The sequence below is a fragment of the Actinomadura sp. 6K520 genome, from assembly GCF_004349245.1.
GTDB lineage: Bacteria > Actinomycetota > Actinomycetes > Streptosporangiales > Streptosporangiaceae > Spirillospora.
In genome coordinates, this window is the sequence record NZ_SMLC01000001.1 from 38422 (window position 1) to 61926 (window position 23505).

General features: G+C 72.8%; 21 protein-coding genes. 13 read left to right on the top strand and 8 right to left on the bottom strand.

Features of this window, described 5'->3' with window-relative positions; translation table 11 throughout:
• Positions 1-9: 9 nt before the first annotated feature.
• Positions 10-585 carry a TetR/AcrR family transcriptional regulator gene (locus E1289_RS00230; protein ID WP_131974019.1) on the top strand — a complete coding sequence of 192 codons (576 nt, stop codon included), beginning with the start codon at positions 10-12 and terminating at the stop codon, positions 583-585.
• Positions 586-595: 10 nt separating this feature from the next.
• Here the strand turns inward: E1289_RS00230 and E1289_RS00235 are convergent, their stop codons facing one another.
• On the bottom strand, positions 596-1669 hold the full coding sequence (locus E1289_RS00235; protein WP_131974020.1) for a hypothetical protein: 1074 nt from the start codon (positions 1667-1669) through the stop codon (positions 596-598).
• A 155-nt stretch (positions 1670-1824) separates the two neighbouring features.
• Between E1289_RS00235 and E1289_RS00240 the strand changes: the two genes are divergently transcribed.
• Positions 1825-2511, top strand: coding sequence for a hypothetical protein (locus E1289_RS00240; RefSeq protein WP_131974021.1), 687 nt, complete (start codon positions 1825-1827; stop codon positions 2509-2511).
• An 84-nt stretch (positions 2512-2595) separates the two neighbouring features.
• Here the strand turns inward: E1289_RS00240 and E1289_RS00245 are convergent, their stop codons facing one another.
• Positions 2596-5121 (bottom strand): M14 family zinc carboxypeptidase, encoded by a 2526-nt coding sequence (locus E1289_RS00245; RefSeq protein WP_131974022.1) that lies wholly within the window; start codon positions 5119-5121, stop codon positions 2596-2598.
• Between the two features lie 54 nt (positions 5122-5175).
• Complete coding sequence (locus E1289_RS00250) at positions 5176-5766, bottom strand: hypothetical protein (RefSeq protein WP_131974023.1); 591 nt, start codon at positions 5764-5766, stop codon at positions 5176-5178.
• A gap of 355 nt (positions 5767-6121) precedes the next feature.
• Between E1289_RS00250 and E1289_RS00255 the strand changes: the two genes are divergently transcribed.
• The 6 genes from E1289_RS00255 (at position 6122) to E1289_RS00280 (ending at position 12444) form a co-directional block, all read left to right on the top strand.
• Positions 6122-6418 (top strand): hypothetical protein, encoded by a 297-nt coding sequence (locus E1289_RS00255; protein WP_131974024.1) that lies wholly within the window; start codon positions 6122-6124, stop codon positions 6416-6418.
• Between the two features lie 552 nt (positions 6419-6970).
• Entirely contained in the window at positions 6971-8050 is a 1080-nt protein-coding gene (locus E1289_RS00260) for a sugar ABC transporter substrate-binding protein (protein ID WP_131974025.1), read from the top strand.
• A gap of 118 nt (positions 8051-8168) precedes the next feature.
• Entirely contained in the window at positions 8169-8954 is a 786-nt protein-coding gene (locus E1289_RS00265; protein WP_131974026.1) for an ATP-binding cassette domain-containing protein, read from the top strand.
• Positions 8955-8965: 11 nt separating this feature from the next.
• Positions 8966-10249 (top strand): ABC transporter permease, encoded by a 1284-nt coding sequence (locus E1289_RS00270; protein ID WP_131974027.1) that lies wholly within the window; start codon positions 8966-8968, stop codon positions 10247-10249.
• Positions 10250-10462: 213 nt separating this feature from the next.
• On the top strand, positions 10463-11221 hold the full coding sequence (locus E1289_RS00275; RefSeq protein WP_131974028.1) for an ATP-binding cassette domain-containing protein: 759 nt from the start codon (positions 10463-10465) through the stop codon (positions 11219-11221).
• Complete coding sequence (locus E1289_RS00280; protein ID WP_131974112.1) at positions 11221-12444, top strand: ROK family transcriptional regulator; 1224 nt, start codon at positions 11221-11223, stop codon at positions 12442-12444. Before E1289_RS00275 ends, E1289_RS00280 begins: the two co-directional genes overlap by 1 nt.
• Before the next feature lie 174 nt (positions 12445-12618).
• Here E1289_RS00280 and E1289_RS00285 read toward each other — a convergent pair whose 3' ends face one another.
• Together E1289_RS00285 and E1289_RS00290 are read right to left on the bottom strand one after the other, a co-directional pair.
• Positions 12619-12888 carry a hypothetical protein gene (locus tag E1289_RS00285; RefSeq protein ID WP_131974029.1) on the bottom strand — a complete coding sequence of 90 codons (270 nt, stop codon included), beginning with the start codon at positions 12886-12888 and terminating at the stop codon, positions 12619-12621.
• A gap of 73 nt (positions 12889-12961) precedes the next feature.
• The gene (locus tag E1289_RS00290; RefSeq protein WP_131974030.1) at positions 12962-14518 is read right to left on the bottom strand and encodes a hypothetical protein; all 1557 of its coding nucleotides are present in this window, start codon (positions 14516-14518) and stop codon (positions 12962-12964) included.
• A gap of 132 nt (positions 14519-14650) precedes the next feature.
• Between E1289_RS00290 and E1289_RS00295 the strand changes: the two genes are divergently transcribed.
• Complete coding sequence (locus E1289_RS00295; protein WP_131974031.1) at positions 14651-15346, top strand: HAD family hydrolase; 696 nt, start codon at positions 14651-14653, stop codon at positions 15344-15346.
• On the opposite strand, the gene E1289_RS00300 is transcribed toward E1289_RS00295, so the two are convergent.
• From E1289_RS00300 to E1289_RS39325, 3 genes are all read right to left on the bottom strand, one after another.
• Positions 15343-16407 carry an SAM-dependent methyltransferase gene (locus tag E1289_RS00300; protein ID WP_131974032.1) on the bottom strand — a complete coding sequence of 355 codons (1065 nt, stop codon included), beginning with the start codon at positions 16405-16407 and terminating at the stop codon, positions 15343-15345. The genes E1289_RS00295 and E1289_RS00300 overlap by 4 nt on opposite strands.
• A 133-nt stretch (positions 16408-16540) precedes the next feature.
• Complete coding sequence (locus E1289_RS00305; protein WP_131974033.1) at positions 16541-16882, bottom strand: hypothetical protein; 342 nt, start codon at positions 16880-16882, stop codon at positions 16541-16543.
• An 84-nt stretch (positions 16883-16966) separates the two neighbouring features.
• The gene (locus tag E1289_RS39325; RefSeq protein ID WP_243712503.1) at positions 16967-17959 is read right to left on the bottom strand and encodes a ferritin-like domain-containing protein; all 993 of its coding nucleotides are present in this window, start codon (positions 17957-17959) and stop codon (positions 16967-16969) included.
• Positions 17960-18170: 211 nt separating this feature from the next.
• Between E1289_RS39325 and rimP the strand changes: the two genes are divergently transcribed.
• The 4 genes from rimP (at position 18171) to infB (ending at position 23464) form a co-directional block, all read left to right on the top strand.
• Positions 18171-18935 (top strand): ribosome maturation factor RimP, encoded by a 765-nt coding sequence (gene rimP, locus E1289_RS00320; protein ID WP_131974034.1) that lies wholly within the window; start codon positions 18171-18173, stop codon positions 18933-18935.
• A gap of 25 nt (positions 18936-18960) precedes the next feature.
• Entirely contained in the window at positions 18961-20010 is a 1050-nt protein-coding gene (gene nusA, locus E1289_RS00325) for a transcription termination factor NusA (RefSeq protein ID WP_131974035.1), read from the top strand.
• Between the two features lie 4 nt (positions 20011-20014).
• Positions 20015-20317, top strand: coding sequence for a YlxR family protein (locus tag E1289_RS00330; protein WP_131974036.1), 303 nt, complete (start codon positions 20015-20017; stop codon positions 20315-20317).
• Between the two features lie 108 nt (positions 20318-20425).
• On the top strand, positions 20426-23464 hold the full coding sequence (infB, locus tag E1289_RS00335; RefSeq protein ID WP_131974037.1) for a translation initiation factor IF-2: 3039 nt from the start codon (positions 20426-20428) through the stop codon (positions 23462-23464).
• The last annotated feature ends 41 nt before the right edge of the window (positions 23465-23505 follow it).

Below are 23505 nucleotides of genomic sequence, written 5' to 3' on the forward strand. Positions count from 1 at the left end.
GGATGGAGCGTGCCGAGGACCGCCGACCACGACGCGCGCCGCGCGCAGATCATCGACGGGCTCGTCCGGGTGGCCGGGCGGGACGGGCTGCACGCCGTCACCCTGCGGGCGGTGGCCGGGGAGGCCGGGGTGTCGCTGCGGCTCGTCCAGTACTACTTCGAGAGCAAGGCGCAGCTGATGAAGGCGGCGCTGGACCGGCTCGAACGGCAGAGCCACGAGCGGTGGGCGGCGCGGCTGGCGGGGCTGCGGGACCCGTCGCCGCGGGAGGTCGTCGAGGCGCTGGTCGCCGAGGCGCTGCCCACCGATTCCGAGAGCCGCGTGTTCCACCAGGTCTGGACGTCCTATGCCGTCCTGGCGCTGACCGATCCGTCGCTGGCGGCCCAGCCGTTCGTGGCGGGGCCCGACCGGCTGGAGCGGCGGCTCACGCGGGTCCTCGCCGGCGCGGGCGTCGCCGGAGACCCGGAGACCGAGGCGGCGCGGCTGCTCGCGCTCGCGCACGGGCTCGGGACGAGCGTGCTGGTGGGACACCGGAGCCCCGAATCGGCCATGGACATCCTGCGCCACCACCTGGACGAGCTGTTCTGACCGGCCCTCGCTAGGAGGGGGGAGGGAGCTCGCCGCCCGCCTCGGCCGCCTTCGCCAGCCGCTCGCGCAGCGTCCGGACGAGCTCGTCGCTCTGCTCGGTCAGCCGCTCGATCGCGGGCAGCGCCAGATCGTCGCGGACGGTGTCGGCGATCAGCTCGTCGTACTGGCGGGCCTTCTCCGCGATGGACTCCAGGTGCCGCTGGGCGCGCAGCACCTCGTCCGCCGACCTGGCCCGCTCCGCGTAGCGTTCGAGCGCCTCCACGCGCCGCGTCACCGCCTCGACGGAGATGCCGAGCTTGTCGCGCAGCGGGGCCAGCGCGGCCTCGACCTCGGGGAGCAGCGTGCCGCCGGCCGCCAGCTCCTCCTGCTCGGCGCGCAGCTTCGACTGCCGCGCCAGCACCTGCGCGATCTCCCACTCCTGCCGCGGCAGCGTGACGGCGTTGTCGACGGCGTCCAGCAGCCCCTCCCGGTTGACCTCGGAGTCGCGGACGGCGTCGATCGCGGCCTGCACGCGCCCGAGCATCGCGCGGCCCTCGTCGTCGAAGTCCTGCGGGGTGAGGTAGCGGTCGCGGCGCCGTTCCAGCTCCCGGGCGCGCCGCAGGTCGAGGGAGACCGAGGGGGTGCCGAGCGCGACCAGCACCGCGAGCATGCCGAGGCCGATCAGCCACAGCGAGCCGAGCAGCGGCGAGCCGAGCAGGCCGAGGCCGAGCACCGTCAGCGGCGCCAGCCACAGCAGCGGGCGGCGGCGCGCGACGATCGTGTCGAGTTCGGCGCGCAGGGCGGGGTCGGCGACGGGGCGCGGCTCGGCGGGCGAGCCGTCCTCGGGGGCGCGGGGCGGCGCGATCCGCCGCCAGTAGGTGGACACGTGCGTCTCGAACGCGAAGTCCGTCTGCGCGATCTCGATCTCGGTGGGGCCCGGGGGCAGCGGCCACGAGCCCACGGGGTCGCCCCCGCCGGGTCCGGTGAAGCGCACCCACCAGCCGCCCTTGCCGTCGTCGCACCGGTAACGGCCCGGTGCCACGTCGATGCCGACGAAAAACGTTCCGATCCCCGGTATGGAATCGTTCCACGCGCCACTGGTCACCGGTGACCTCCGACCCGACTTCTCCGCCGTGTCCCCCCGCCCTCTCCGGCGGGGACCGTCCAGCCCGTATAGGGAACGACGTCCGGGGGACGGTAAGAGTTGCAGTACCCACATCCGTGTCGGGGAAGCCGGATCGGGTTTGGAATACTCCACACGTGCGACCTGACCATGCGCCTTTCGTGGACCCCCTCGACGACCCGCCGTGGGCGATGCAGTTGGTGGTACGCGCCGAGAAGGCCGATCCGCCCAATCACGGCGCGGTCTGCGAGGCGGCGGCGGCCGCGGTCGTCATGCTGCTCACCGATCCGCGTGCGGCCGAGCCCGGCGGCGCGTGGCACGACGCGGTCCGCGAGTGGGAGTCGCGCCGCATCCGCAAGGTGACGCGGCGGGCCCGCGGCGTCCGCTGGCCGGAGGCGGCGGCGCTGCCCGGCGTGACGGTCGAGCACGCGGGCGCGCAGGTGCGGGCTTTCCCGCCCGGCCCGGTGCCGGACGTCCCGCCGGAGCTGGCGAAGCTCCAGGTCGCGGGCCTCGACCTGGCCGACGCGGACGAGCCCGGCCCGCCGCCCGCGCCCCCGTACGCCGCGATCGCCCTCAACCCGGACGTGACGATCACGACCGGCAAGGCCGCCGCCCAGTGCGGGCACGCGGCCCAGCTCCTGCTGCGCAAGGGCCGCCGCGGGCACGTGGCCGACTGGGTGCGGGGCGGGGCGGCGGTTCACCTGGTCAGGGACGTGCCGTGGCGGAGCTGCGTGAAGCAGGCGGCGGTCGTGGTCCGCGACGGCGGCTTCACCGAGGTCCCGCCCGGCACGATGACGGCCGCCGCCTGGCTCGTGCGCGAGTAGCCGGGAGCCCCCGGGGCGGGACCTGAACGCGGCGCGGCGTGCCGGACGCCGTTGTCCGGCACGCCGCACGGTCATCGGAGGCGGTCAGGGCAGCGTGACGGCGACAGGGTCGATCCCCGCCTCGGCGATCAGCGAGGGCAGCCTGCCCGCGAACGGGTGGTGGTCGGTCGGCAGGCCGCGCGGGTTGTCGACCACGTAGTGGACGACGCCGCCGTCGCGGCCCTCGTCCCACGTCGCGCCGACCGACCGCAGGACCGACGCCGCCGCGGCCGCGTCGGACGCCCGCACCGAGACCCGGATCGGCGACTCGTGCGACGGGAGGGCCGCCGCCCGCCGCGCCGCCTCGGCCGCCGCGGCCGCCCGCGGAGCCGCCGCACGCTCCGGGGCCGGGCCCAGGATCGCGTTGTAGAGCAGCTTCGCCGTGCCGTCGGTGAACGCTCGGAAGTTCGGCTCCGCGGCGAACAGCACCGAGCGTCCCTCGCCCGCGGGCTGGTCCACGACCGCGGCCGTGCCGCCCAGCTCCGCCGCGCCCCGCTCGAACCCGGACACGAACCACTCGGGCGAATCCGCCTCCGGGTACGCCGCGGCGACGCCGCTGGACGCCCGCATGACCAGGTCGTAGGCCGTGAAGTTCCAGACCGTCCCGCCGACGTCCTCGGCGAGCGGGCCGTCCTCGTCCACCTTCACGCGGAACAGCGTGCCGGGGATGTCGGAGGTCGGTTCCGACAGCGTCGCCGTCGTCAGGCCGAGCCGCGCCGCGAGCTGCGTGCCGCCCTGCCAGCCGATGTAGCGGCCGCCGCCGCGCGTCCACTCCTGGAGCGCGGCCCGCCCGGCGTCGCCGAGCGCGTCGTAGGCGGACGACGCCGGGCCGTCCGGGGTGACCAGGACCTCGATGCCCGCGAGCCCGCCCGCCGCCACGTCCGCCGGGGTCAGCATCGTGTACGGCAGCTTCCAGTCGCGGTCGAGGCGGTGCCGCAGCCAGCCGGCCGACTCGCGCGCCGCCGACGACGTCGCGGAGAGCTGGAGGACGCCGAGCCGCGGCGCCTTCCCCTCGTGGCCCGGACGCGGCGCCGGGACGGTCCCCACCGGGACGGCCCGCGGGCGCAGGACGGCGCCGGACGACCCGCCCCGCACGTTCGCCAGCAGCGGCAGGCTCCACGCCGTCACGTCGTAGAAGTACGGGAACGGGGTGTAGGAGTCCTCGTTCAGCATGGCCTGGATCCAGTGCTTCTGCCCCTGGGCCATCGAGATCCAGTACGTCCCGGCGGGGAGGGTCTCCTTGCCCTCGGCCTCCCCGTACGGCCTGAAGTCCGGGACGGTCAGCGGCCGGACGAGCCTCTCGACGCGGACGCCCATCCGCTGGAGCCTGCGCACGACCGTGCGGACCTCGTCGCGCTTGGCCGGGTCGCCCTCCTGCAGGAAGTAGTGCCGCACCTTGCGGTCGGGCACCTGCCGGTCGATCTGGTTCGGCGGATTGTAGATCTGGTTGGGCTCCAGCTTCCCGGCCACGCCCTGCCGGTGGGCGTCCACCGTCATCTGGCGCCACTCGGTGAGGACGCGCCGCCGGTTGGCGGCCGCGGCCGACAGCGTCACCCACTGGGTGAGGTACTGCTCCTCCACCTTCTCCGGGTACGGGCTGGAGTTGCCCTTCTCGAACGTCATCCCGGCGGCGTGGAACCCGCTGGTCGGCACCGAGTCGCCGTACCCCTGGTAGAAGAGGTCGTAGACGTCGCGGTTGAAGAAGTCGATGCCGCGCCGTGTGAACTCGGCGGCCATCGACGCGCCGTACAGGTCGTTGATCCAGCCGATCGCCTGCTCGGGCGTCTCGTGGTAGATCGGGTCGGCGTTCGGCGGGAAGAAGTACGACGTCCCGCCCATCTCGTGCGCGTCGATGTACAGCGCCGGCGGGAACCGGGTGAGCATCGCCAGCTTGCCGTCGGTCTCCGGCTGGGTGCGCGCGAACCAGTCGCGGTTCATGTCGAAGCCGTAGGCGTTCTGGCGCGTCCCCGCCTCGCGGCCGTCCGGGTTCTGCGTCGGCAGGATCACCACGAGCGCGTTGTCGAGGATCGCCTTCGCGGCGCAGTCGGTCCGGTCGCCGAGGCCGCGCAGCACCCGGAGCGCCGCGTCCGTGCCGCTCGGCTCGTTGCCGTGGACGTTGCCGCTGACCCACAGGATCGGGACGCCGTGCCTGGTGATCCGCTCGGCCAGCGCGTCGGGCGTGCGGGGCTCGCGCAGCAGGCCGGCCTCCGTGCGCACCTTCGCCAGCCCCGCCTTGGTCACCAGCCCGGGGCGGCCCGCGATCGCGTACCTGAGCGGGCGTCCCTGCGCGGAGGTGGCCAGCGTCCCGGACACGACCCGCTCGCTCTTCGCGGCGACCGTCTCCAGGTACCTGTCGGACTCGGCCGCGCTGACCGGCCGCTCGCCGAGTTCGAAGCCGAGGACCTGCTCGGGGGAGGGGACCTTGCCCCGGTAGACCGGTTCGGTCCGCGTCGGATCGCAGCTCGCCGGAGGTGCGGCGGGGGACTGCGCGGCGGCCGGGGCCGCGAGCGACGCCGGCAGCGCCAGGGACGTGACCAGCGCCAGCGGCCACACCAGTTTTCGGGCTCTCATGAGCCACAAAGTGACACCGGGCCGGTGACCCACCAAGGGCAAGATCTGCCAAGATCAGGCGGGTCGGCCGGGGCGCGGCCGCGGCCCGGTGAGGGCGGCGGCCCGGTTGATCGCCTGGAGCGCGAACTCCTGCGTCCGGGTGAGCTGCCGCCCGCCGCCGGGCGAGCCGTCCCCGTCGTCCCCGGCCGCCCCCGCGAGCTGCGCCTTCGCGCTCAGCCCGTAGGACAGGAACAGCAGGACGACGAAGGCCGCCAGGTACAGCAGGTGCTCGACCAGGCCGCCCCACCTGGCCGTGAAGACGTCCAGTACGGCGAACATCGCGAACCCGGCCATCCAGCCGACCATCGGCGGCACGAGCAGGATGTCCCGGCGCAGCACCAGCGCGGCGGCGGCCGAGGCGACGAGCACCAGCTCGATCACCTTGACCAGGACCAGGACGGCCGTCGCGGGCAGGGCCCCGAAGTAGCCCTCGACCTCGTCCTGCCGGTCGCCCCACATCAGCACCGCGCTGAGCATGCCGGTCCCGCCGTACGCGATCAGGAAGACGCCGACCGCGTAGTGGAAGCGGTGCCACGTGGACGAGCTCTGCGCAGCCTTCCGCGCCGCCTTCTGCACGGGCGACTCCCGCACGGGCGTGTCCTGCACGGGCGGTTCCTGCACGGTCTGGTCCGGCGCCGGTCCGGCTCCGGCCCCGCCGGCTCCGGGGCCGCCCGCCCCGCCGCCCGTTTCGGAACCGGTGACCGGAGTGGCTCCCGGGTCCGCCCCCGCGCCAACCGTCATCGTCCCCCCACATTCCGGTTCATGTGCTACGCGCAAGATATCCCGGATAAGGTGCCCTGGCGCTCCGAAACGCGGCGGCCCACCCCGGCCGTCCGCCGGCCGGCCCACCGGCCGGGCACCGCCGACACCCTGCTGACCAGCCCGAAGTACTTGCGCACGGGCGGGCGAAGCGGGAGGCTGAGGTCTCGTCGGGCCGCGCGGAGTCCGTGAGGAACTGAGGATGACGCCTGACGATACGGGAACCGCCGCGCCGTCGAAGACGCGGATCGAATATCTGGAAGAACTGGGCGACGAGCTGGTCAAGCGTGGCTTCCGGGTGCGTCTCACCCTGCCCCGCGGCCAGTCGCCGAGCCTGCACGTGCTGAATCCGGACGCGTCCGCCCTCACCGAGAACATCCTGGCGGAGCAGGGCGCGGACGGCTGGTGGTACTGGTGGTCGTGGGCGGAGCGGATCGCGGCCGCCGACGACGTCGCCACCGCGGCCGACCGGGTCGCGCTGGTCCTCGCCGTCAACTGAGGCCGCCGTCAACTGAGGCCGCCGTCAACTGAGGCCGCCGTCAACTGAGGCCGCCGTCAACTGAGGCCGCCGTCAACTGAGGCCGCCGTCAACTGAGGCCGCCGTCAACTGAGGCCGCCGTCAAGCGCGGCCGCCGTCAACTGAGGCCGCCGCGCCGAGTACCGACCGAAACGGCCCGTCCGCCGGCCGGGGTGGTCTCCTGCCGCCCCGGCATGGTCCTGGCGCGCCCGCGAGCCGCCCCGGAACGGCCGCCCCCGGGCTCAGGGGAATGTTGAGCCGTCGAACATACCGCGCCCCCGTGGTGGGACGGCTTTGCCCGCCGCGTCTCATCCCCCCGTCAGCGCACCCCCGCGTCACGCCCGTGTTGATCTCGCGTTACGTGATTGTTACGCCCGACAACAAATTGGTCCGGCGACAGGTCTGGCGCACCGGACAAGGCCGACATAAGTTGCGGGGCACAACATTCACGCCGGTGGACATGTGATCTCGCTCACCGGCCTGCGACCCCCTCGGCCGCGCCACGGCGGCCCACCCCAGAAAGGACCCGGGCATATGCGCAAGGGGATCCTCAGCCTGATGGCCGTCATGACGGCCGGGGCGCTCACCCTCACCGCCTGCGGCGACGACGGTTCCGACGACGCCGGCGGCTCCGGCGAGGTCAAGGGCAAGGTCGGTGTGATCCTGCCCGACACCGCCTCCTCGGACCGCTGGGAGAGCTTCGACCGGCCGTACCTGGAGCAGGCGTTCAAGGCGGCCGGTGTCGAGAGCGACATCCAGAACGCGGAGGGCTCGGCCCAGCGGTTCCAGACGATCGCCGACCAGATGCTCACCAGCGGCGCCACCGTCCTGCTCCTGACCGGACTCGACTCCAACTCGGCGGCCGCGGTCCAGCGCAAGGCGCAGTCGCAGGGCGTCAAGACCATCGACTACGACCGGCTCACGCTCGGTGGCGTCGCCGACTACTACGTGTCGTTCGACAACGTGAAGGTCGGCGAGGAGATGGGCAAGGGCCTGGCGAAGTGCCTGGGCGAAGAGAAGTCCAACATCGTGTACCTGAACGGTGCGCCGACCGACAACAACGCGACCCTGTTCGCCCAGGGCTCGCACAACATCCTCGACAAGAACGCCAACTACACGAAGGTCGCCGAGCAGCCCGTTCCGGACTGGAGCGCCGAGAAGGGCGCCACGATCTTCGAGCAGATGTGGACCGAGCAGCAGGGCAAGATCGACGGCGTGCTCGCCGCCAACGACAACCTCGGCAACTCGGTCATCTCGATCCTCAAGAAGAACAAGCAGGCCGGCAAGGTCCCCGTCACCGGCCAGGACGCGACCGTCCAGGGGCTGCAGAACATCCTCGACGGCACCCAGTGCATGACGGTCTACAAGCCGGTCAAGCAGGAGGCCGACGCGGCGGCCAAGCTGGCCGTGTCCCTGATCAAGGGCGAGAAGGGCGAGACCAACGGCACCACCAACGACCCGGAGGGCAAGCGTGACGTGCCGTCGGTGCTGCTGACCCCGATCGGCGTCGACGAGGAGAACATGAAGAAGGTCGTGGACGACGGGTTCGTCAAGGTCGAGGACCTCTGCAAGGGGGCCTACGCGGCGAAGTGCAAGGACGCGGGCATCCAGTAGCCGCCCCCCGCTGACCTCGTGGCGGGCCCCCGCACCGCTGAGGGGCGCCCCGGGTACCCGGAAACCCGGGACGCCGGGGGCCCGCCACGGGCACGACGTGAACCCTGGAAGGAACCACGTGGCTGTAAACGGAGACCCCGTCCTCCGCCTGACCGGGCTCAACAAGAGCTTCGGCGCCGTCCATGTGCTGCACAACGTGGACTTCACGGTGCGGCTGGGCGAAGTGATGGCGCTCGTCGGCGACAACGGCGCCGGCAAGTCCACCCTCATCAAGTGCATCGCCGGCATCCACCCCTTCGACTCGGGGCAGATCGAGTTCGAGGGCCGCCAGGTGACGATCGACGGGCCGCGCGCCGCGTCCGAACTCGGCATCGAGGTCGTGTACCAGGACCTCGCCCTCGCCGACAACCTCGACATCGTGCAGAACATGTTCCTCGGCCGCGAGCGGCGCAAGGGCCTCGTCCTGGACGAGCCGTCGATGGAGGAGGCGGCGCGCGAGACGCTCGCCCGGCTGTCGGTCCGCACCGTCAAGTCCGTCCGCCAGCAGGTCGCGAGCCTGTCCGGCGGGCAGCGGCAGACCGTCGCGATCGCCAAGGCCGCGCTGTGGGAGTCCAAGGTCGTGATCCTGGACGAGCCCACCGCCGCGCTCGGCGTCGCGCAGACCCGCCAGGTGCTCGATCTCGTCCGGCGGCTCGCCGACACCGGGCACGCCGTCGTGCTCATCTCGCACAACATGAACGACGTGTTCGAGGTCGCCGACCGCATCACCGCGCTCTACCTCGGCAGGGTCGCGGCGGACGTCGCCCGTACCGAGGTCACCCACGGCCAGGTCGTGGAACTCATCACCGCCGGCCGTTCCGGCGATCTCGGCCTCGCGCCGCAGACCGCCGCCGAGAGCATCTGAAGGGGGACCAGGTGTCCACCGACATCCCCGAAGGCAAGGAGGCCGCCGTGAAGCTGGCGGACTCGGATTTCGCAACGGACCGGCGCGAACACGACGTGAAGTCGGCGTTGCTGGACTACTGGTACCGGCTCAAGGCGGGTGAGCTGGGCGCGCTCCCCGCCATCATCGGCCTGGCCTCGCTGTTCGTCCTGTTCACCATCCTGAAGCCCGAGACGTTCCTCAGCACGGGGAACATCGCGAACCTCTCCACGCAGGCGCTGCCCATCACGATCCTCGCCATGGGCCTGGTGTTCGTGCTGCTGGTGGGGGAGATCGACCTGTCGGCCGGTGTGGCGAGCGGTCTCTGCGCGGCGCTGATGGCCAAGCTCCTCGTCGAGAGCGGGCAGCCCTGGTACGTCGCGGTGATCAGCGCCGTCGCGGCCGGCATCATCATCGGCACCGCGATCGGCTGGCTGGTCGCGGTCCTGCGCATCCCCTCGTTCGTCGTCTCGCTGGCGTTCTTCCTCGGGCTGCAGGGCATCACGCTGTGGCTGATCGGCGAGGGCGGGACCGTCCCCGTCCGCGACGACGTCATCGTGGCGCTCGCCACCAAGAACATGCCGGTATGGCTCGGCTGGGCGCTCGCCGTGGCCTGCTCCGCCGGCTACGCGGCCACGCAGCTGCTGCGCTGGCGCCGCCAGCACGCCCGCAACCTGCACTCCAAGCCGATCGAGCTCGTGCTCATCCAGTGCGCGGTCGTCGCGGCCGTGCTGCTCGGCGCCACGTACGTGCTCAGCCTGGACCGCGCCGCCAGCCCGCTGATCGAACTGGCCGGCATCCCGTGGGGCGTGCCGCTGGTCGGCACCCTGCTGATCGTGTGCACGTTCCTCCTGAGCCGCACCTCCTTCGGCCGGCACATCTACGCCGTCGGCGGCAACGCCGAGGCCGCCCGCCGGGCCGGCATCAACGTGATCCGCATCCGGATCTCGGTCTTCATGATCTGTTCCGGGCTCGCCGCGGTCAGCGGCATCCTGGCCGCGTCCCGGCTCAACTCGGTCGCGGTGAGCGCGGGGGCCGGCAACACGCTGCTGTACGCGGTCGGCGCCGCCGTCATCGGCGGGACGAGCCTGTTCGGCGGGCGCGGCAAGGCCCGCGACGCGGTGTTCGGCGGGCTCGTGATCGCCACCATCGAGAACGGGCTCGGCCTGCTCGGCACCAAGGCGTACCTCAGCTTCCTCATCACCGGTGTGGTGCTGCTGCTCGCCGCCAGCATGGACGCGCTGGCCAGACGACGGCGATCCAACGTAGGACGGTGACGACGTGCGCACGGTGGCCGTGGGAGCGGTGATCCCGTGAACACGGCCGGGGAGTCCTGGGAGCCGGTGGCACGCACCATCGGCTCCCAGGCCCTGCCGGACGGCCCCCGCGGGCCGTCCGGCGGTTTCCGGGCGAAGAGCGCTGCTGATATTCTCGCTGGCCACGACCGCCTGCCGCGCGGCGGCGGTGCGGCACGGTGGGAGCCCCTCGGCATGTCAGTGACACCAGCCTTGGACCTGCGCGGAATCGAAAAGAGTTTCGGTTCCGTCAAGGTCCTGCACGACGTCGCGTTCTCCGCCTACCCCGGCGAGGTCACCGCACTGGTCGGCGACAACGGCGCCGGCAAGACGACACTGGTCAAGTGCATCGGCGGCATCCACCCGTTCGACGCGGGGGAGTACCGCTTCGAGGGCCGCCCGGTGCGGGTCGGCGGCCCCCGGGAGGCCACCCGCCTCGGGATCGAGATCGTCCACCAGGACCTCGCGCTCTGCGAGAACCTGGACATCGTCCAGAACCTCTTCCTCGGCCGGGAGCAGCGCCGCGGCCTCACGCTGGACGAGACCGCGATGGAGGAGATGGCGCGCACGACGCTGTCCGGTCTCGCCGTCCGCACGATGGGCTCGGTCCGGCAGCGGGTCGCGACGCTTTCGGGCGGGCAGCGGCAGACCGTCGCGATCGCCCGCGCCGTCCTGTGGGACAGCAAGGTCGTCGTCCTGGACGAGCCCGCCGCCGCGCTCGGCATGGCCCAGACCCAGCAGGTGCTGGAGGTCGTCCGGCGGCTCGCGGACAAGGGCCTGGCCGTCGTGCTGATCTCGCACAACATGAACGACGTATTCGCGGTCTCCGACCGGATCGCCGCGATGTACCTCGGCCGGATGGTCGCCCAGGTGCGGACCTCCGACATCACCCACCGGCAGGTCGTCGAGCTGATCACCTCGGGTGCCAGCGGAGAGCTGGGGCTGCGCCGATGATGAAGGGCGGCCCGTCACAAGAGGACATCCGGCGGCACAACCTCGGGACACTCCTGCGCTTCGTGCACCTGCGCGGCCCGGCGTCGCGCGCCACGCTCGCCGAGTCCCTCGGCCTCAACCGCAGCACGATCATGGCGCTGACCGCCGACCTCACCGCCGCCGGGCTCGTCCGCGAGGAGCTGCCGCGCGGCCCCGGACGCCGCGCCGGGCGCCCGTCCCTGGTCGTCCGGCCCGAGTCGACCCGGGTCTACGTGCTGGCGTTCGAGGTCGGCGTCGACCGGCTCGTCGTCGCGCGCGTCGGGCTCGGCGGCGTCGTCCTGGACCGCCGCGAGGGTGTGCGGGCCCGCGGCTCCGACCCCGCGGAACTGCTCGGCGTGCTGGTCGCCGGGGCACGCGCCCTCGTCCGCAAGGCCGAGCGCGACGCCGTCTGCGTCGGCGCCACGCTCGGCTTCCCCGGCACCGTCCGCCGCTCCGACGACACGATCATGTTCGGCCCCAACCTCGACGTCGGGGAACTGCGGCTCGGCGACGCCCTGTCCCGCCGGCTCGGCCTCGGCATCCCCGTGTCGGTCTGCAACGACGCCAACCTCGGTGCCCTCGCCGAACACGAACGGGGCGCGGGGGTCGGCTGCGACAACCTCATCTACCTGCACGGCGACGTCGGCGTCGGCGGCGGCATCATCGCGCACGGGCGGCTGCTCGGCGGCGACGAGGGCTTCGGCGGCGAGATCGGCCACATGATCATCAACCCGGGCGGGCGGCGCTGCGCCTGCGGGTCGAAGGGCTGCCTGGAGGCCGAGGTGGGGGAGCGGACGCTGCTCGCCCACGCCGGCCGCGAGGAGTCCCCCGACCAGCCGGGCCGCGACGCGGTCCGCTCCGTCGTCGCCGCCGCCGACGCCGGCGACATCGTCGCCCGGGAGGCGCTGCAGCGGGTCGGCAGCTGGCTCGGCCTCGGCGTCGCCAACCTCGTCAACGTCTTCAACCCCGGCATGGTCGTCTTCGGCGGGACGCTCCGCGACATCTACCTCGGCGCCGCCGCGCAGATCCGCAGCGTCATGGCGACCGGCGCGCTCGCGGCGCCCCGCGAGAGGGTCAAGCTCCGCACCGCCGCCCTCGGCGACGACACGACCCTCGTCGGCGCCGCCGAGTTCGCGTTCGCGGAGGTCCTGTCCGACCCGGTCCAGGTCCTCACCCGGCTACGGGCCCCGGAGGCCGTGCTTTAGGCAGGCCAGGCTCACTTCGCTCGCCGGCGCTCGCTACGTGACCTGGCCTGTGCGAGCGCCCATCGCTTCGCGATCTTCCCGGCGAGGCTCGCCTTCGGCGTCGCCTCGCCGGTCAGATAAGGCGCTCGCGTGTCGGTCGGCGTCGTTGCGGGCCACCTGCGCCGCCTTTGCGGGTCAGGGTCTGCGGGTGGGGTTGACCGCGTCTGACTCGGCGGGGGTGTCCGGGCGGGGCCGCTGGGCCGCGCCCTCGTCGGCCAGTTGCCGTTCGTGCTCGGAGATGCTCAGACCGTCCCTGCTCTCCTCCGGTTCCTCGATGCGCAGGCCCTCGGGCGGGTCGGTCACGTACTCCTCGGTCAGCCCGATCTCCAGGTCCTGGTCGTTGTCGCCCATCTCGTCGACGTCCTCGCGGAAGTCGCGGCTCTCACCGGGCTCGCGTGCCCGCATGCCTCCTCCTCGTCCGTCTCGCTCGTCCGTCTCGGTTCCGCTGATCGGACCGGTATCCCCGCTGAGGGGCGGCCTACTCGCGGTCGCGGACGGCGACGAGCCCGCCGAGGACCCCCACGTACGCGGTTCCGTCCGGGCCGAGGGTGATGGGCGCCCAGTTGTTGTCGAACCACTTGCCGGGGCCCGTCAGCACCTTGTAGACGGTCCGGCCGGTGTGGACGTCCACCGCCGTCAGGTACCAGGCGTCGATGAAGTCCTTCCGCGGCTCCTTCGTGTACAGGTAGAGGAGCCCGGCGGGGACCGACACCTTGGGGACGGTGGAGAGCGAACGCTCCTTGCTCGTCCATACGGTCTCGCAGCCGTTCCCGCCCGGCCGCACGTCCACGCGGCTGACCCCGCCGACGGACGAGCCGCCCGGCGGAAGCTCCAAGAAGTTGCGGTAGCCGTAGTTGTTCTCCACGAGGAGGCTGCCGCCGTACCCGACGAGCGAGTTGTCCGTCGCGCTCGCTCCGCTGCCGAACACGGGGACCTGGCACACCAGCCGGCCGTCGGCCCTGCGGCGGACGATCACGTGCATGCGGTCGTCGGCGTTGTCGGTGATGGCCACGTACCCGTCGCCGAAGAACGTGGGCGTCGTCCCCGAGCCCTGGTCGATCTGGCCGGGCTTGCGTCCGCTTCCCCTGTCGTAGGGCTCGCGCCAGATGACCTCGGGCGTGCCGTCCCGATCCGCGCGCATCTGGTAGAGCGCATGGTCGGACACGATCGACAGACCGTCTTCGGACGCCGCGAACGAGTTCTGGATGCTCTCGCCCTGGAGCCGCGTCATCCGGACGGTGCCGGAATCGGGGTCGAGGGTGCCGATCCGTCCGTTCCGCGTGATCCACCAGATGAGGCCGCCCCAGTCCGGGCCGACGGCGGTGACGGGGTCGCACTCGCCCGCGGGCCACGGATTCGTCCAGGTGGCGCAGTCGTGCGGGAGGTACCCGCTGAGATCCCAGTCATCGGTCACCGTGAAGCGCCACCTGCCGTCCGGGCCCTTCTCGTGGGCGAACCGCCGCAGATGGAACGCCGAGTCCGCGAGGACGGCGCGGTCTTGCGCGTCCAGGTAGTAGTAGGCCCCGCCCGACGTATCGGTGAGCACCTTGTCCAGGCTCAGCGAGAAGACCGCCTGGACCGTGGACGGTCGGGGCGGCAGCTCGTAGGTGGCGAGGTCCTTCAGCGTCCTGGGGTCGATCAGCCGCAGCATGAAGTTCTGCCCGCGCGTGCACTGCGCCACGATCAGTCCGGTCCCGCGGGCGAAGGTCACCGTCGAGCACAGTCCGGGCAGGCCGTCGCCCTTCGCCTCGTTGAGCACTTCGGGGTCGCGGCCGAGCGGCCCAAGGAACGGGTACGTGTCGGACGCGTAACTGTCGGCGTGCATGGACGACAACCCCGCGGGCCCCTGGTGCGGGTTGGCCGGAACGGGACGTCCCTCCAGCGGCTTCGGCGTGGCGGGCCCGCCGACGTAGGCCGGGACGAAACCGCGGCCGGGGCCGTCCGGGATCGGGTCTGCCTCCGCCGGGACGGCGACCCCCGCCATACCGGCGGACAACGCGACGGACAGGAGGGCGGCGAGCAAGGGTCTGCGCATGGGGGCGGCTCCTGGACGGCGGGCTGAGGGCAGGCTTTGGACGGGCTCGGGCGGCCCCGGTCGCGCCCTCCGGGACGATCCACCGCGCAAAAGGTTGATCGTCCAGGGCGCCTCGATGGTTACCATCCGGGCATGGGCGTACAAGCAGTGATCTTCGACTGGGGCGGCACGCTGACCCCGTGGCACGACCTCGAACTGGCCGACATGTGGCGCGCGATCTGCTCAGCCCACCTACCCACGGACGACGTCGAGAAGGCCGCGACGGCGCTCGCCGACGCGGAACTGGAACTCTGGCGCCGCGGTACCGACGAGCACCGCAGCGCCACGCTCGCCGAGGCGTTCGAGATGGCCGGCATCCAGCCCACCGAGGAGCTGCTGGCGACGCACTTCGAGACGTGGACGCCGCACACGCACACCGACCCCGCCGTCCCGGGCCTGTTCACCACCCTCCGCGAGCAGGGCATCCGGATCGGCGTCCTGTCCAACACCATCTGGTCCCGGGAATGGCATGAGCGCGTCTTCGCCCGCGACGACGTCCTGGACATGCTCGACGGTGCCGTCTACTCCAGCGAGATCCCCTGGACCAAGCCGCACGCCGGCGCGTTCCGCGCCGCCATGGACGCCGTCGGTGCCACCGACCCCGCCTCCTGCGTCTTCGTCGGAGACCGGCCCTACGACGACATCCACGGCGCCAAATCGGCCGGTCTCCGCGCCGTCCAGATCCGGCACCAGACCACCCACGCGTTCGAACGCCCCGGCCTCGCCCCGCCCGACGCGGTGATCCACGGCCTGGACGAGCTGCTTCCCCACATCGAACGCTGGATCTAGCCGGGGGGCTTCTGGGCGGTGATCAGGTCTCGCGAGATGGCCTGGTCCACGCGGTGCCGGAAGGCGCGGTGGGCCTCGGAGTCCTGGACCCGGAGACCGCTGGAGGCGAGGATCTCCGCGATGTCCTCACGGCGCCCCACGAAGGTGTTCCAGGAGATGCCGATGGCGCCGCCCGGACGGAGCAGCCGGGCCCATTCCGGCACGGCCGCCGCCAGCAGTTCGACCGGGCTCCGCGACAGCTGCGGCCTGCCCTTGCCGGACGGCCGCCCGCCCTTGGGGCGGCTGCCGTGCTGCACGCCGTACGGGGCATCGGTGACGATCAGGTCGAAGGAGGCCGGGCGGAAGAACCGTCCGGCCTCCAGGGAGTCGGCGTGCACGACGGTGATCTCCATCGTCTCGCCGCCCTTGTAGCGCTCTTTGGACGCGCCCAGCGTGACGTGCAGGCGGCGTGCGACAACGGACTTCTCCCGCCGCACGTTGCTGATCTCCGCGCGGTGCTTGACCCGGTTGTTCTTCAGCCACGTCTTGATGAAGGCCGCGTAGGCATCGAAGTCCTTGCCGTCGATGTCCATCCCCGCGGCGTCCAGGCCGTACATCATGGCCTGGTTGAGGGTGGTGCCACGGCCGCACATGGGATCGAGCACGCTGGGACGGCCGGTGACCAGGTCCATGGGGGAGTCGGCCGCCATGGCGGTGACGTTCAGCAGGAGCTTGGTGAAGTACTCGTTGGTCTTGCCCGAGTACTTCTGGATGGTGAGCAGGTCACTGCCGAACACGTCGAGGGGCTTGAGCGCGACCGGCCGCAGCAGGTCGCCCTCCATCTGGAACAGCGCGTAGAGCGACGACAGGTTCGACAGAAGCCGGACGTCCTGTTCCGTCAGAGCGTCAGCGGAGAACGTCACATACGGGACGCCGCCGATCTCCGTCTCCGAGATGTCCTGGACGCGCCCGCCGAGCGCCCGTTCACTGAACACCGCCAGTTCGGCTTTCACCAGGCCGGCGGCGGCCTGTGCATAGACCCGGTTGTGGGAGGGGGAGACGAGAAGGCCGTACGCGGTCATCCGCTCGACATTAACAGCAGCGGCGGGCTCGCGTTCGCGCCGTCGCCGGCGCCGGCCGCGGCGCGAACGGAGACCGCCGGAACCGCGTCCCGGCGGTCTCGCACGGCCCTTGTGCGGGCCGTTCCTCCCCGGCTCAGGCCGCTCTGGCCGGCCGCGCCCCATCCTCGGCGGCGTCCGCGGCGGCGGGCAGGGCACGCCGTCCCGGCGGCAGCTCCCGCGCCTCCCACGCCTCGTGAGGCCCGGTTGCGGGCGCTTCCCCGGGGGCCAGGCCGGGCAGGTGGCGGGCGGCGGCGTCCAGCAGTTGCTGGACGCTGCTCCGAAGGCTGGCGAGGTCGGCGCGGGCCACATCGGCCTGCGCCTGGGCCCTGCGCGCCTGGCGGCGCGCCGCGTCGCGCTCGGCCGCGAGCCTGGTCAGCTGTTCCTGGTAGGCGGCCCGCAGTTCGTCGAGAGCGCTTCCCTGTGGACTGGTGCTCATGCTGATCTGGACTCCTCCCCCGAGTGATCCCTCCGCAGGGACAAACGTCACTGATCGGACGCTTCCTTCCCGGGGTGCGGAAGATCACTCACCGGGGACGGGACGCGGTGACCGCGCCGACGGGGGCAGCCCGGGGAACGCGTCCGCCCGCGCCGGGATGCCCGCCTTCGTACGCCAGGCGGCGGACCGCGCCCGGGCCCGCCGCGCGCCGTCCGCGGCGTAGGCCCGCAGATCGGGGGAGGAGGCGCCGGCGAGGGCGACGTAGGCGGGCACGAGATCGTCCTCCAGCGCCGCCGCGAGCCGGGCGGCGCTGCGGGCGGAGGTGACCTTGACGGGCAGCCGGTAGGCGGCCGCCCCGGCGACCGCTTCGCCGGGCTCCACGGACAGGATCGAGACGAGCGTGTCCCGCCGGGCGCGGTGGTCGTTCCAGACGGTCTTCGCCGTCGTCCTGAGCGATCCGCGCAGGTGGGCGCCGAGCACCCCGTACCCGTAGACGGCCGCGTGCTCGGCCCCGAGCGCCGTCCGGACCGCCTCGGTACCGGAATTCGACCGGACGGGCGGCGGCTCACCCGACGCGAGCATGGCGTGACCCGCCTCGCAGGCGCCGATGCTGGCCAGCAGCTGGGCCAGCCCCGGGGCCGCCTTCGCCGCGTCGGCCCCCCGCGCCTGCGCCGCCCGGTCCTCCGCGTCGCGCAGCGCCTCCAGGACCCCGCCCCCGTCCGGGAGCGGGAGGGCGCTCGGCGCCGGGATGCCGCCGCCCTCGTCGGCCCGGTCGCCGGAACCGGGGACGTAGTGGCGCTGCAGAACGGCGAGATGCTCGCGGTGATGGGCGAGGACGCGGTCCAGCCGCGCGGCGAGCGAGGCGTCCGCCGCCTTGGCCGCCTCGTAGGTGGCGATCAGGTTCTGCTCGGACGCGATCGCGCCGGCCAGCGTCGGCACGTCCTTGTGCGGGTGGGTCTCGGCGGCGCAGCCCGCCGCCCACGGCAGGAGGAGCGCGGCGCCGCCCAGCACGGCGCCCCGGCCCAGCAGCGCGCGGCGGGACGCGGCTCCCGGCAAGCGCGGCACGGCCTCTGGCAAGGGAGTCTCCTCACCCGACGGTGTGGTGGTGGCGGCCCGCTGCGGTCCCGGTCCCGGACGCGCCCATCAGGCCAGCTCAAGCATTCCATATCCGCCGCGCCGGTGACGCGTCCGAAAAACCGCCGCGGTCTCCGGCTGTCGATAGGCTTGAGGTGTCAACGGATGAGCGGCGACGCCCGCGACCGCAGGCGGACAACAGAGGGAGGGTCCCATGAGCGTCGAGTCCAGCGGTGGCCGCGCTCAAGGGGGGCGCGAGCAGGAGGGGCGGCAGGCCCGGCACGACCGGGGTCCGCGCGAGCACGGCGCCCGGCGCCCGGCGCGCGGCGCCGCCGTCCCCGAGCTGACCCGGCTGCTCGCGCCGGCGGTGCGGAAGGCGGGCTTCGACCTGGAGGAGGTCGACGTGCGGCCCGCCGGGCGGCGCCGCCTCGTCAAGATCGTTGTGGACGGGGACGGCGGGGTCGGCCTCGACGACATCGCCCGGCTGAGCGAGACGGCCTCCGCCCTGCTCGACGAGTCCGACGTCATGGGGACCTCGCCGTACGTGCTCGAGGTGACCTCCCCCGGCGTCGACCGCCCCCTCACCGAGCCGCGGCACTGGCGCCGTGCCGCCGGCCGGCTGGTCGTCGCCCCCTTGGCCGAGGGAGGCCAGATCGAGGGCCGCGTGGTGGCGGCCGACGACGAGAGCGTCGAGATCGACGTCGTCCAGAAGCGCCGCGGCAAGGGAGCCGGGGCGAAGGACGGCGGCGGGTCCACCGGGTCCGGAACCCCCTCCGGCGGGTCCGGGGGGAAGTCCCGCCAGAAGGGAAGGACCCCCGGGACGGAGACCGTGCGGCGCCGGTTCCGCCTCGGCGAGCTGGGGCGCGGCCGCGTGCAGGTGGAGTTCAAACCCCTTTCCGGGGGGTCTGCGGGGCCTTCCCCCCAGAAGGACTCGCCACTTGGGGCTGAGGGAACGCGTTCTCCGGCTGAGCCGGACTAGAGGGGGGAAACTCGTGGACATCGACATGACCGCCCTTCGGGGCCTGGAAAGCGAGAAGGACATCTCGCTGGAGGTGGCCGTCAAGGCCATCGAGGACGCCCTGCTGATCGCCTACCACCGGACGGAGGGCGCGGCGGCGAAGGCGCGCGTCGAGCTGGACCGGCAGAGCGGGCATGTGACGGTCTGGGCGACCGAGACCGACGAGGAGGGCAACGCCCTCCGCGAGTACGACGACACCCCGACCGGGTTCGGGCGCATCGCGGCGACCACCGCCAAGCAGGTCATCCTGCAGCGGCTGCGGGACGCCGAGGACGAGCTGACGTTCGGCGAGTACGCCGGCCGCGAGGGCGACATCGTCAGCGGCATCATCCAGCAGGGCAAGGACCCGCGGAACGTGCTGGTCGATCTCGGCAAGATCGAGGCCGTCCTGCCGCCGCAGGAGCAGGTCCCCGGCGAGCACTACGACCACGGGGACCGGCTGCGCGCCTACGTGGTGCAGGTCCGCAAGGGGCACCGCGGCCCGTCGGTGCAGCTGTCGCGGACGCACCCGAACCTCGTCCGCAAGCTGTTCGCGCTGGAGGTCCCGGAGATCGCCGACGGGACGGTGGAGATCGCGGCGATCGCCCGCGAGGCCGGCCACCGCACCAAGATCGCGGTGCGCTCGCGCAAGGCGGGCGTGAACGCCAAGGGCGCGTGCATCGGCCCGCTCGGCAGCCGGGTCCGCAACGTGATGGCCGAGTTGCACGGCGAGAAGATCGACATCGTGGACTGGTCCGAGGACCCCGCGGAGTTCGTCGGGAATGCCCTGTCGCCCGCGCGGGTTTCCACTGTCGAGGTGGTCGACGCCGACGCCCGGGTCGCCCGGGTGGTCGTGCCCGACTACCAGTTGTCCCTCGCCATCGGCAAGGAGGGGCAGAACGCCCGTCTCGCCGCCCGGCTGACCGGCTGGCGGATCGACATCCGGTCCGACACCGAGCCCGAGCAGGCCGCCGCGAAGTCCGGCGAGACCGGCGATTCTGGATCTTCTGCCCCGGAGGCGCATGCGACCGGCCCCGCCGACGCGTCGGCGCGGTAGACTCATGAAACGTGGCCGGGCGGCCTCTATACGCACGTGTGTTGGCTGCCGGGCTCGCACGGTCAAATCCGGCTTGCTGCGCCTGGTGGTGGTCGAGGGCGTCATCGTCCCCGATCCCCTTGGGCGGCTGCCGGGAAGGGGTGCGCATCTGCACCCCGACCTGGGATGCCTCGAGCTCGCAGAGCGGCGTCGGGCGTTCCCGAGGGCGTTCCGCGTCCCGGGCCCGCTCGACGCCGGTGCGCTGCGAGCGCGGCTTGCGGCACACGCCGCGCGGCAGCAGGATGGCCAAATGGTAAGCGACGTCTAGTCGGAAGCAGGTCGAGATTGCTATGAGCGCTCGATGAGCACGCCGCGATGAGTACGGCAAGTTAGCGACGGTCCGGAGGCCGCACCCCCGGACCGAGTAGGGAGTGCAGTGGCGAAGGTCCGGGTTTACGAACTCGCCAAGGAGTTCGGTGTAGAGAGCAAGGTCGTGATGGCCAAGCTCCAGGAAATGGGCGAGTTCGTACGGTCGGCGTCCTCCACGATTGAGGCGCCGGTCGTTCGCAGGCTGACAGAAGCCTTCTCAAATTCTTCTTCTCCCCCGAAGCAGGGGGACAAGCGGGCCGCGCCGAAGAAGCCTTCGGCTCCACGGCCCGCCGCGCCGCGTCCGGGACCGTCCGGCGGCGGCGCATCCGATTCCCAGAACGCCCGCCCGCAGGCCCCGCGGCCCGCGGCGCCGCGTCCGGCCGCGCCGCGGCCCGGCCCCGGCGGCCCCGGCGGCCAGGGCGGCGCCCCGAAGCCGGGCCCGCGCCCGCCGGTCCCGCCGGCGCCGGGCACGCAGGTGGACGCCCCCGCGGCGCAGGGCCCGAGCGCCCCGCCCGCGGCCGGTCCGTCCGGTCCGGCCGGCGCGGGCGGTTCCGCCGCCGACGGTGCCGGAACCGGTACCGCCGGTCCCGGTGGCCGCGCGCCCGGTGGCCCGAAGCCGGGTCCCCGCGCGCCCAAGCCGGGCCCGCGTCCCGGTCCCCGTCAGGGGGGCGGTGGCCGTGGCCCCGGTGGCCCGCGTCCGGGCAACAACCCGTTCAGCTCCAACGCCAGCGGCATGGGCCAGGCGCCCAAGCCGGGCCCGCGCCCCGGTCCGCGTCCGGGCGCCGAGCGTCCCGACCGGGGTGACCGCCCCGGTGGCGACCGCGCCGGCGGCCCGCGTCCCGGTGGCCCGCGTCCCGGCGGCGGTCCCGGTGCCGGTGGCCCGCGTCCGAGCCCGGGCAGCATGCCGCCCCGGCCGGGCGGTCCGCGTCCGAGCCCGATGAACATGCCGTCCTCGCGGCCGGCCGCGCCCGGTCGCGGCGGTCCCGGTGGCGGCGGCGGTGGCGGCCGCGGTCCCGGCGGCGGTGGCCGCGGTCCCGGTGGCGGCGGCGGTGGCCGCGGTCCCGGTGGCGGCGGCCGTCCCGGCGGCGGCTTCGGCGGTCCCCGCACGGGTGCCGGCGGTCGTCCCGGCGGTGGCTTCGGTCCCCGTCCCGGTGGCGGCGGCCGCGGCCGCGGCGGTACGCAGGGCGCGTTCGGCCGTCCCGGCGGGCGTCCCGCACGCGGACGCAAGTCGAAGCGGGCGCGTCGTCAAGAGTTCGAGAACATGCAGGCGCCCGCCGTCGGCGGTGTCTCGGCTCCGCGCGGCAACGGCAAGACGATCCGGCTGCCGCAGGGCGCGTCCCTGACCGACTTCGCCGAGAAGGTCGGCGCCAACCCGGCGTCGCTCGTCGCGATCATGATGCACCTCGGCAAGATGGTCACCGCGACCCAGTCGGTCGACCCCGCCGACCTGGAGGCCCTCGGGATCGAGCTGGACTTCGACGTCCAGGTCGTCAGCCCCGAGGACGAGGACCGCGAGCTGCTCGAGTCGTTCGACATCGAGTACGGCGAGGACGAGGGCGGCGAGGAGCACCTGCTGCCCCGGCCGCCGGTGGTCACCGTCATGGGCCACGTCGACCACGGTAAGACCAAGCTGCTGGACGCCGTCCGGCACGCCAACGTGCAGGCGGGCGAGGCCGGCGGCATCACCCAGCACATCGGCGCCTACCAGGTCGAGACCGAGGTCGACGGCGAGGAGCGCAAGATCACCTTCATCGACACCCCGGGTCACGAGGCGTTCACCGCCATGCGTGCCCGCGGTGCCGACACCACCGACCTGGTGGTGCTGGTGGTCGCCGCGGACGACGGCGTCAAGCCGCAGACCACCGAGGCGATCGACCACGCCACCGCGGCGGGGGTCCCGATCGTCGTCGCGGTCAACAAGGTCGACGTCGAGGGTGCGGACCCGAACAAGGTGCGGGCCCAGCTGACCGAGTACGGCCTGGTCGCCGAGGAGTTCGGCGGCTCGACCATCTTCGTGGACGTGTCGGCCAAGCAGCGCCAGAACATCGACGGGCTGCTGGAGGCGATCATCCTGACCGCCGACGCCGAGCTCGACCTGAAGGCCAACCCCGACATGCCCGCCCAGGGCTCGGCCATCGAGGCCCACCTGGACAAGGGCCGGGGCGCCGTGGCGACCGTGCTGGTGCAGCGCGGCACGCTGCGGGTCGGCGACTCGATCGTCTGCGGGGTGGCCAACGGCCGCGTCCGGGCGATGCTCGACGAGAACGGCAACAACGTCACGGAGGCGGGCCCGTCCCGTCCGGTGATGGTGCTCGGCCTCGCGGCCGTGCCCGGTGCCGGGGACAACTTCCTGGTCGTCGACGACGACCGGGTCGCCCGGCAGATCGCCGACAAGCGGGTGGCGCGCAAGCGCAACGCCGAGCTGCTCAAGAGCCGCAAGAGCAGCTCCCTCGAGGAACTCTTCAAGGACTTCCAGGAGGGCAAGCGGGAGGAGCTCCTGCTCATCCTCAAGGGCGACGTGTCCGGTTCGGTCGAGGCGCTGGAGGACTCGCTCCTCAAGATCGACGTGGGCGACGAGGTCAGCCTGCGGATCATCCGCCGCGGTGTCGGCGCGATCACGCAGGACGACGTCAACCTGTCGCTGGCGTCCGAGGAGGGCGCGGTCATCCTCGGCTTCAACGTGCGGCCCGAGCGCAACGCGCAGGAACTGGCCGACCGCGAGGGCGTCGACATCCGGTACTACTCGATCATCTACCAGGCGATCGAGGAGATCGAGGCGGCCCTCAAGGGCATGCTCAAGCCGGAGTTCGAGGAGGCCCAGCTCGGTACCGCCGAGGTCCGGGAGATCTTCAAGGTCCCGCGGATCGGCAACGTCGCCGGGTCGATGGTCACCTCGGGGATCATCCAGCGCAACGCCAAGGCGCGGCTCGTCCGCGACGGCGTCGTGGTCGCCGACAACCTCACGGTGTCGTCGCTGCGCCGCTTCAAGGAGGACGCCACCGAGGTCCGCGAGGGCTTCGAGTGCGGTATCGGCGTGGGGTACAACGACATCAAGCTCGGCGATGTCATCGAGTGCTTCGAGATGCGGGAGAAGCCCCGCACCTGAGCACCGACGCGGACGGCCGTGTCCGCCCGGCCGCGACAAAA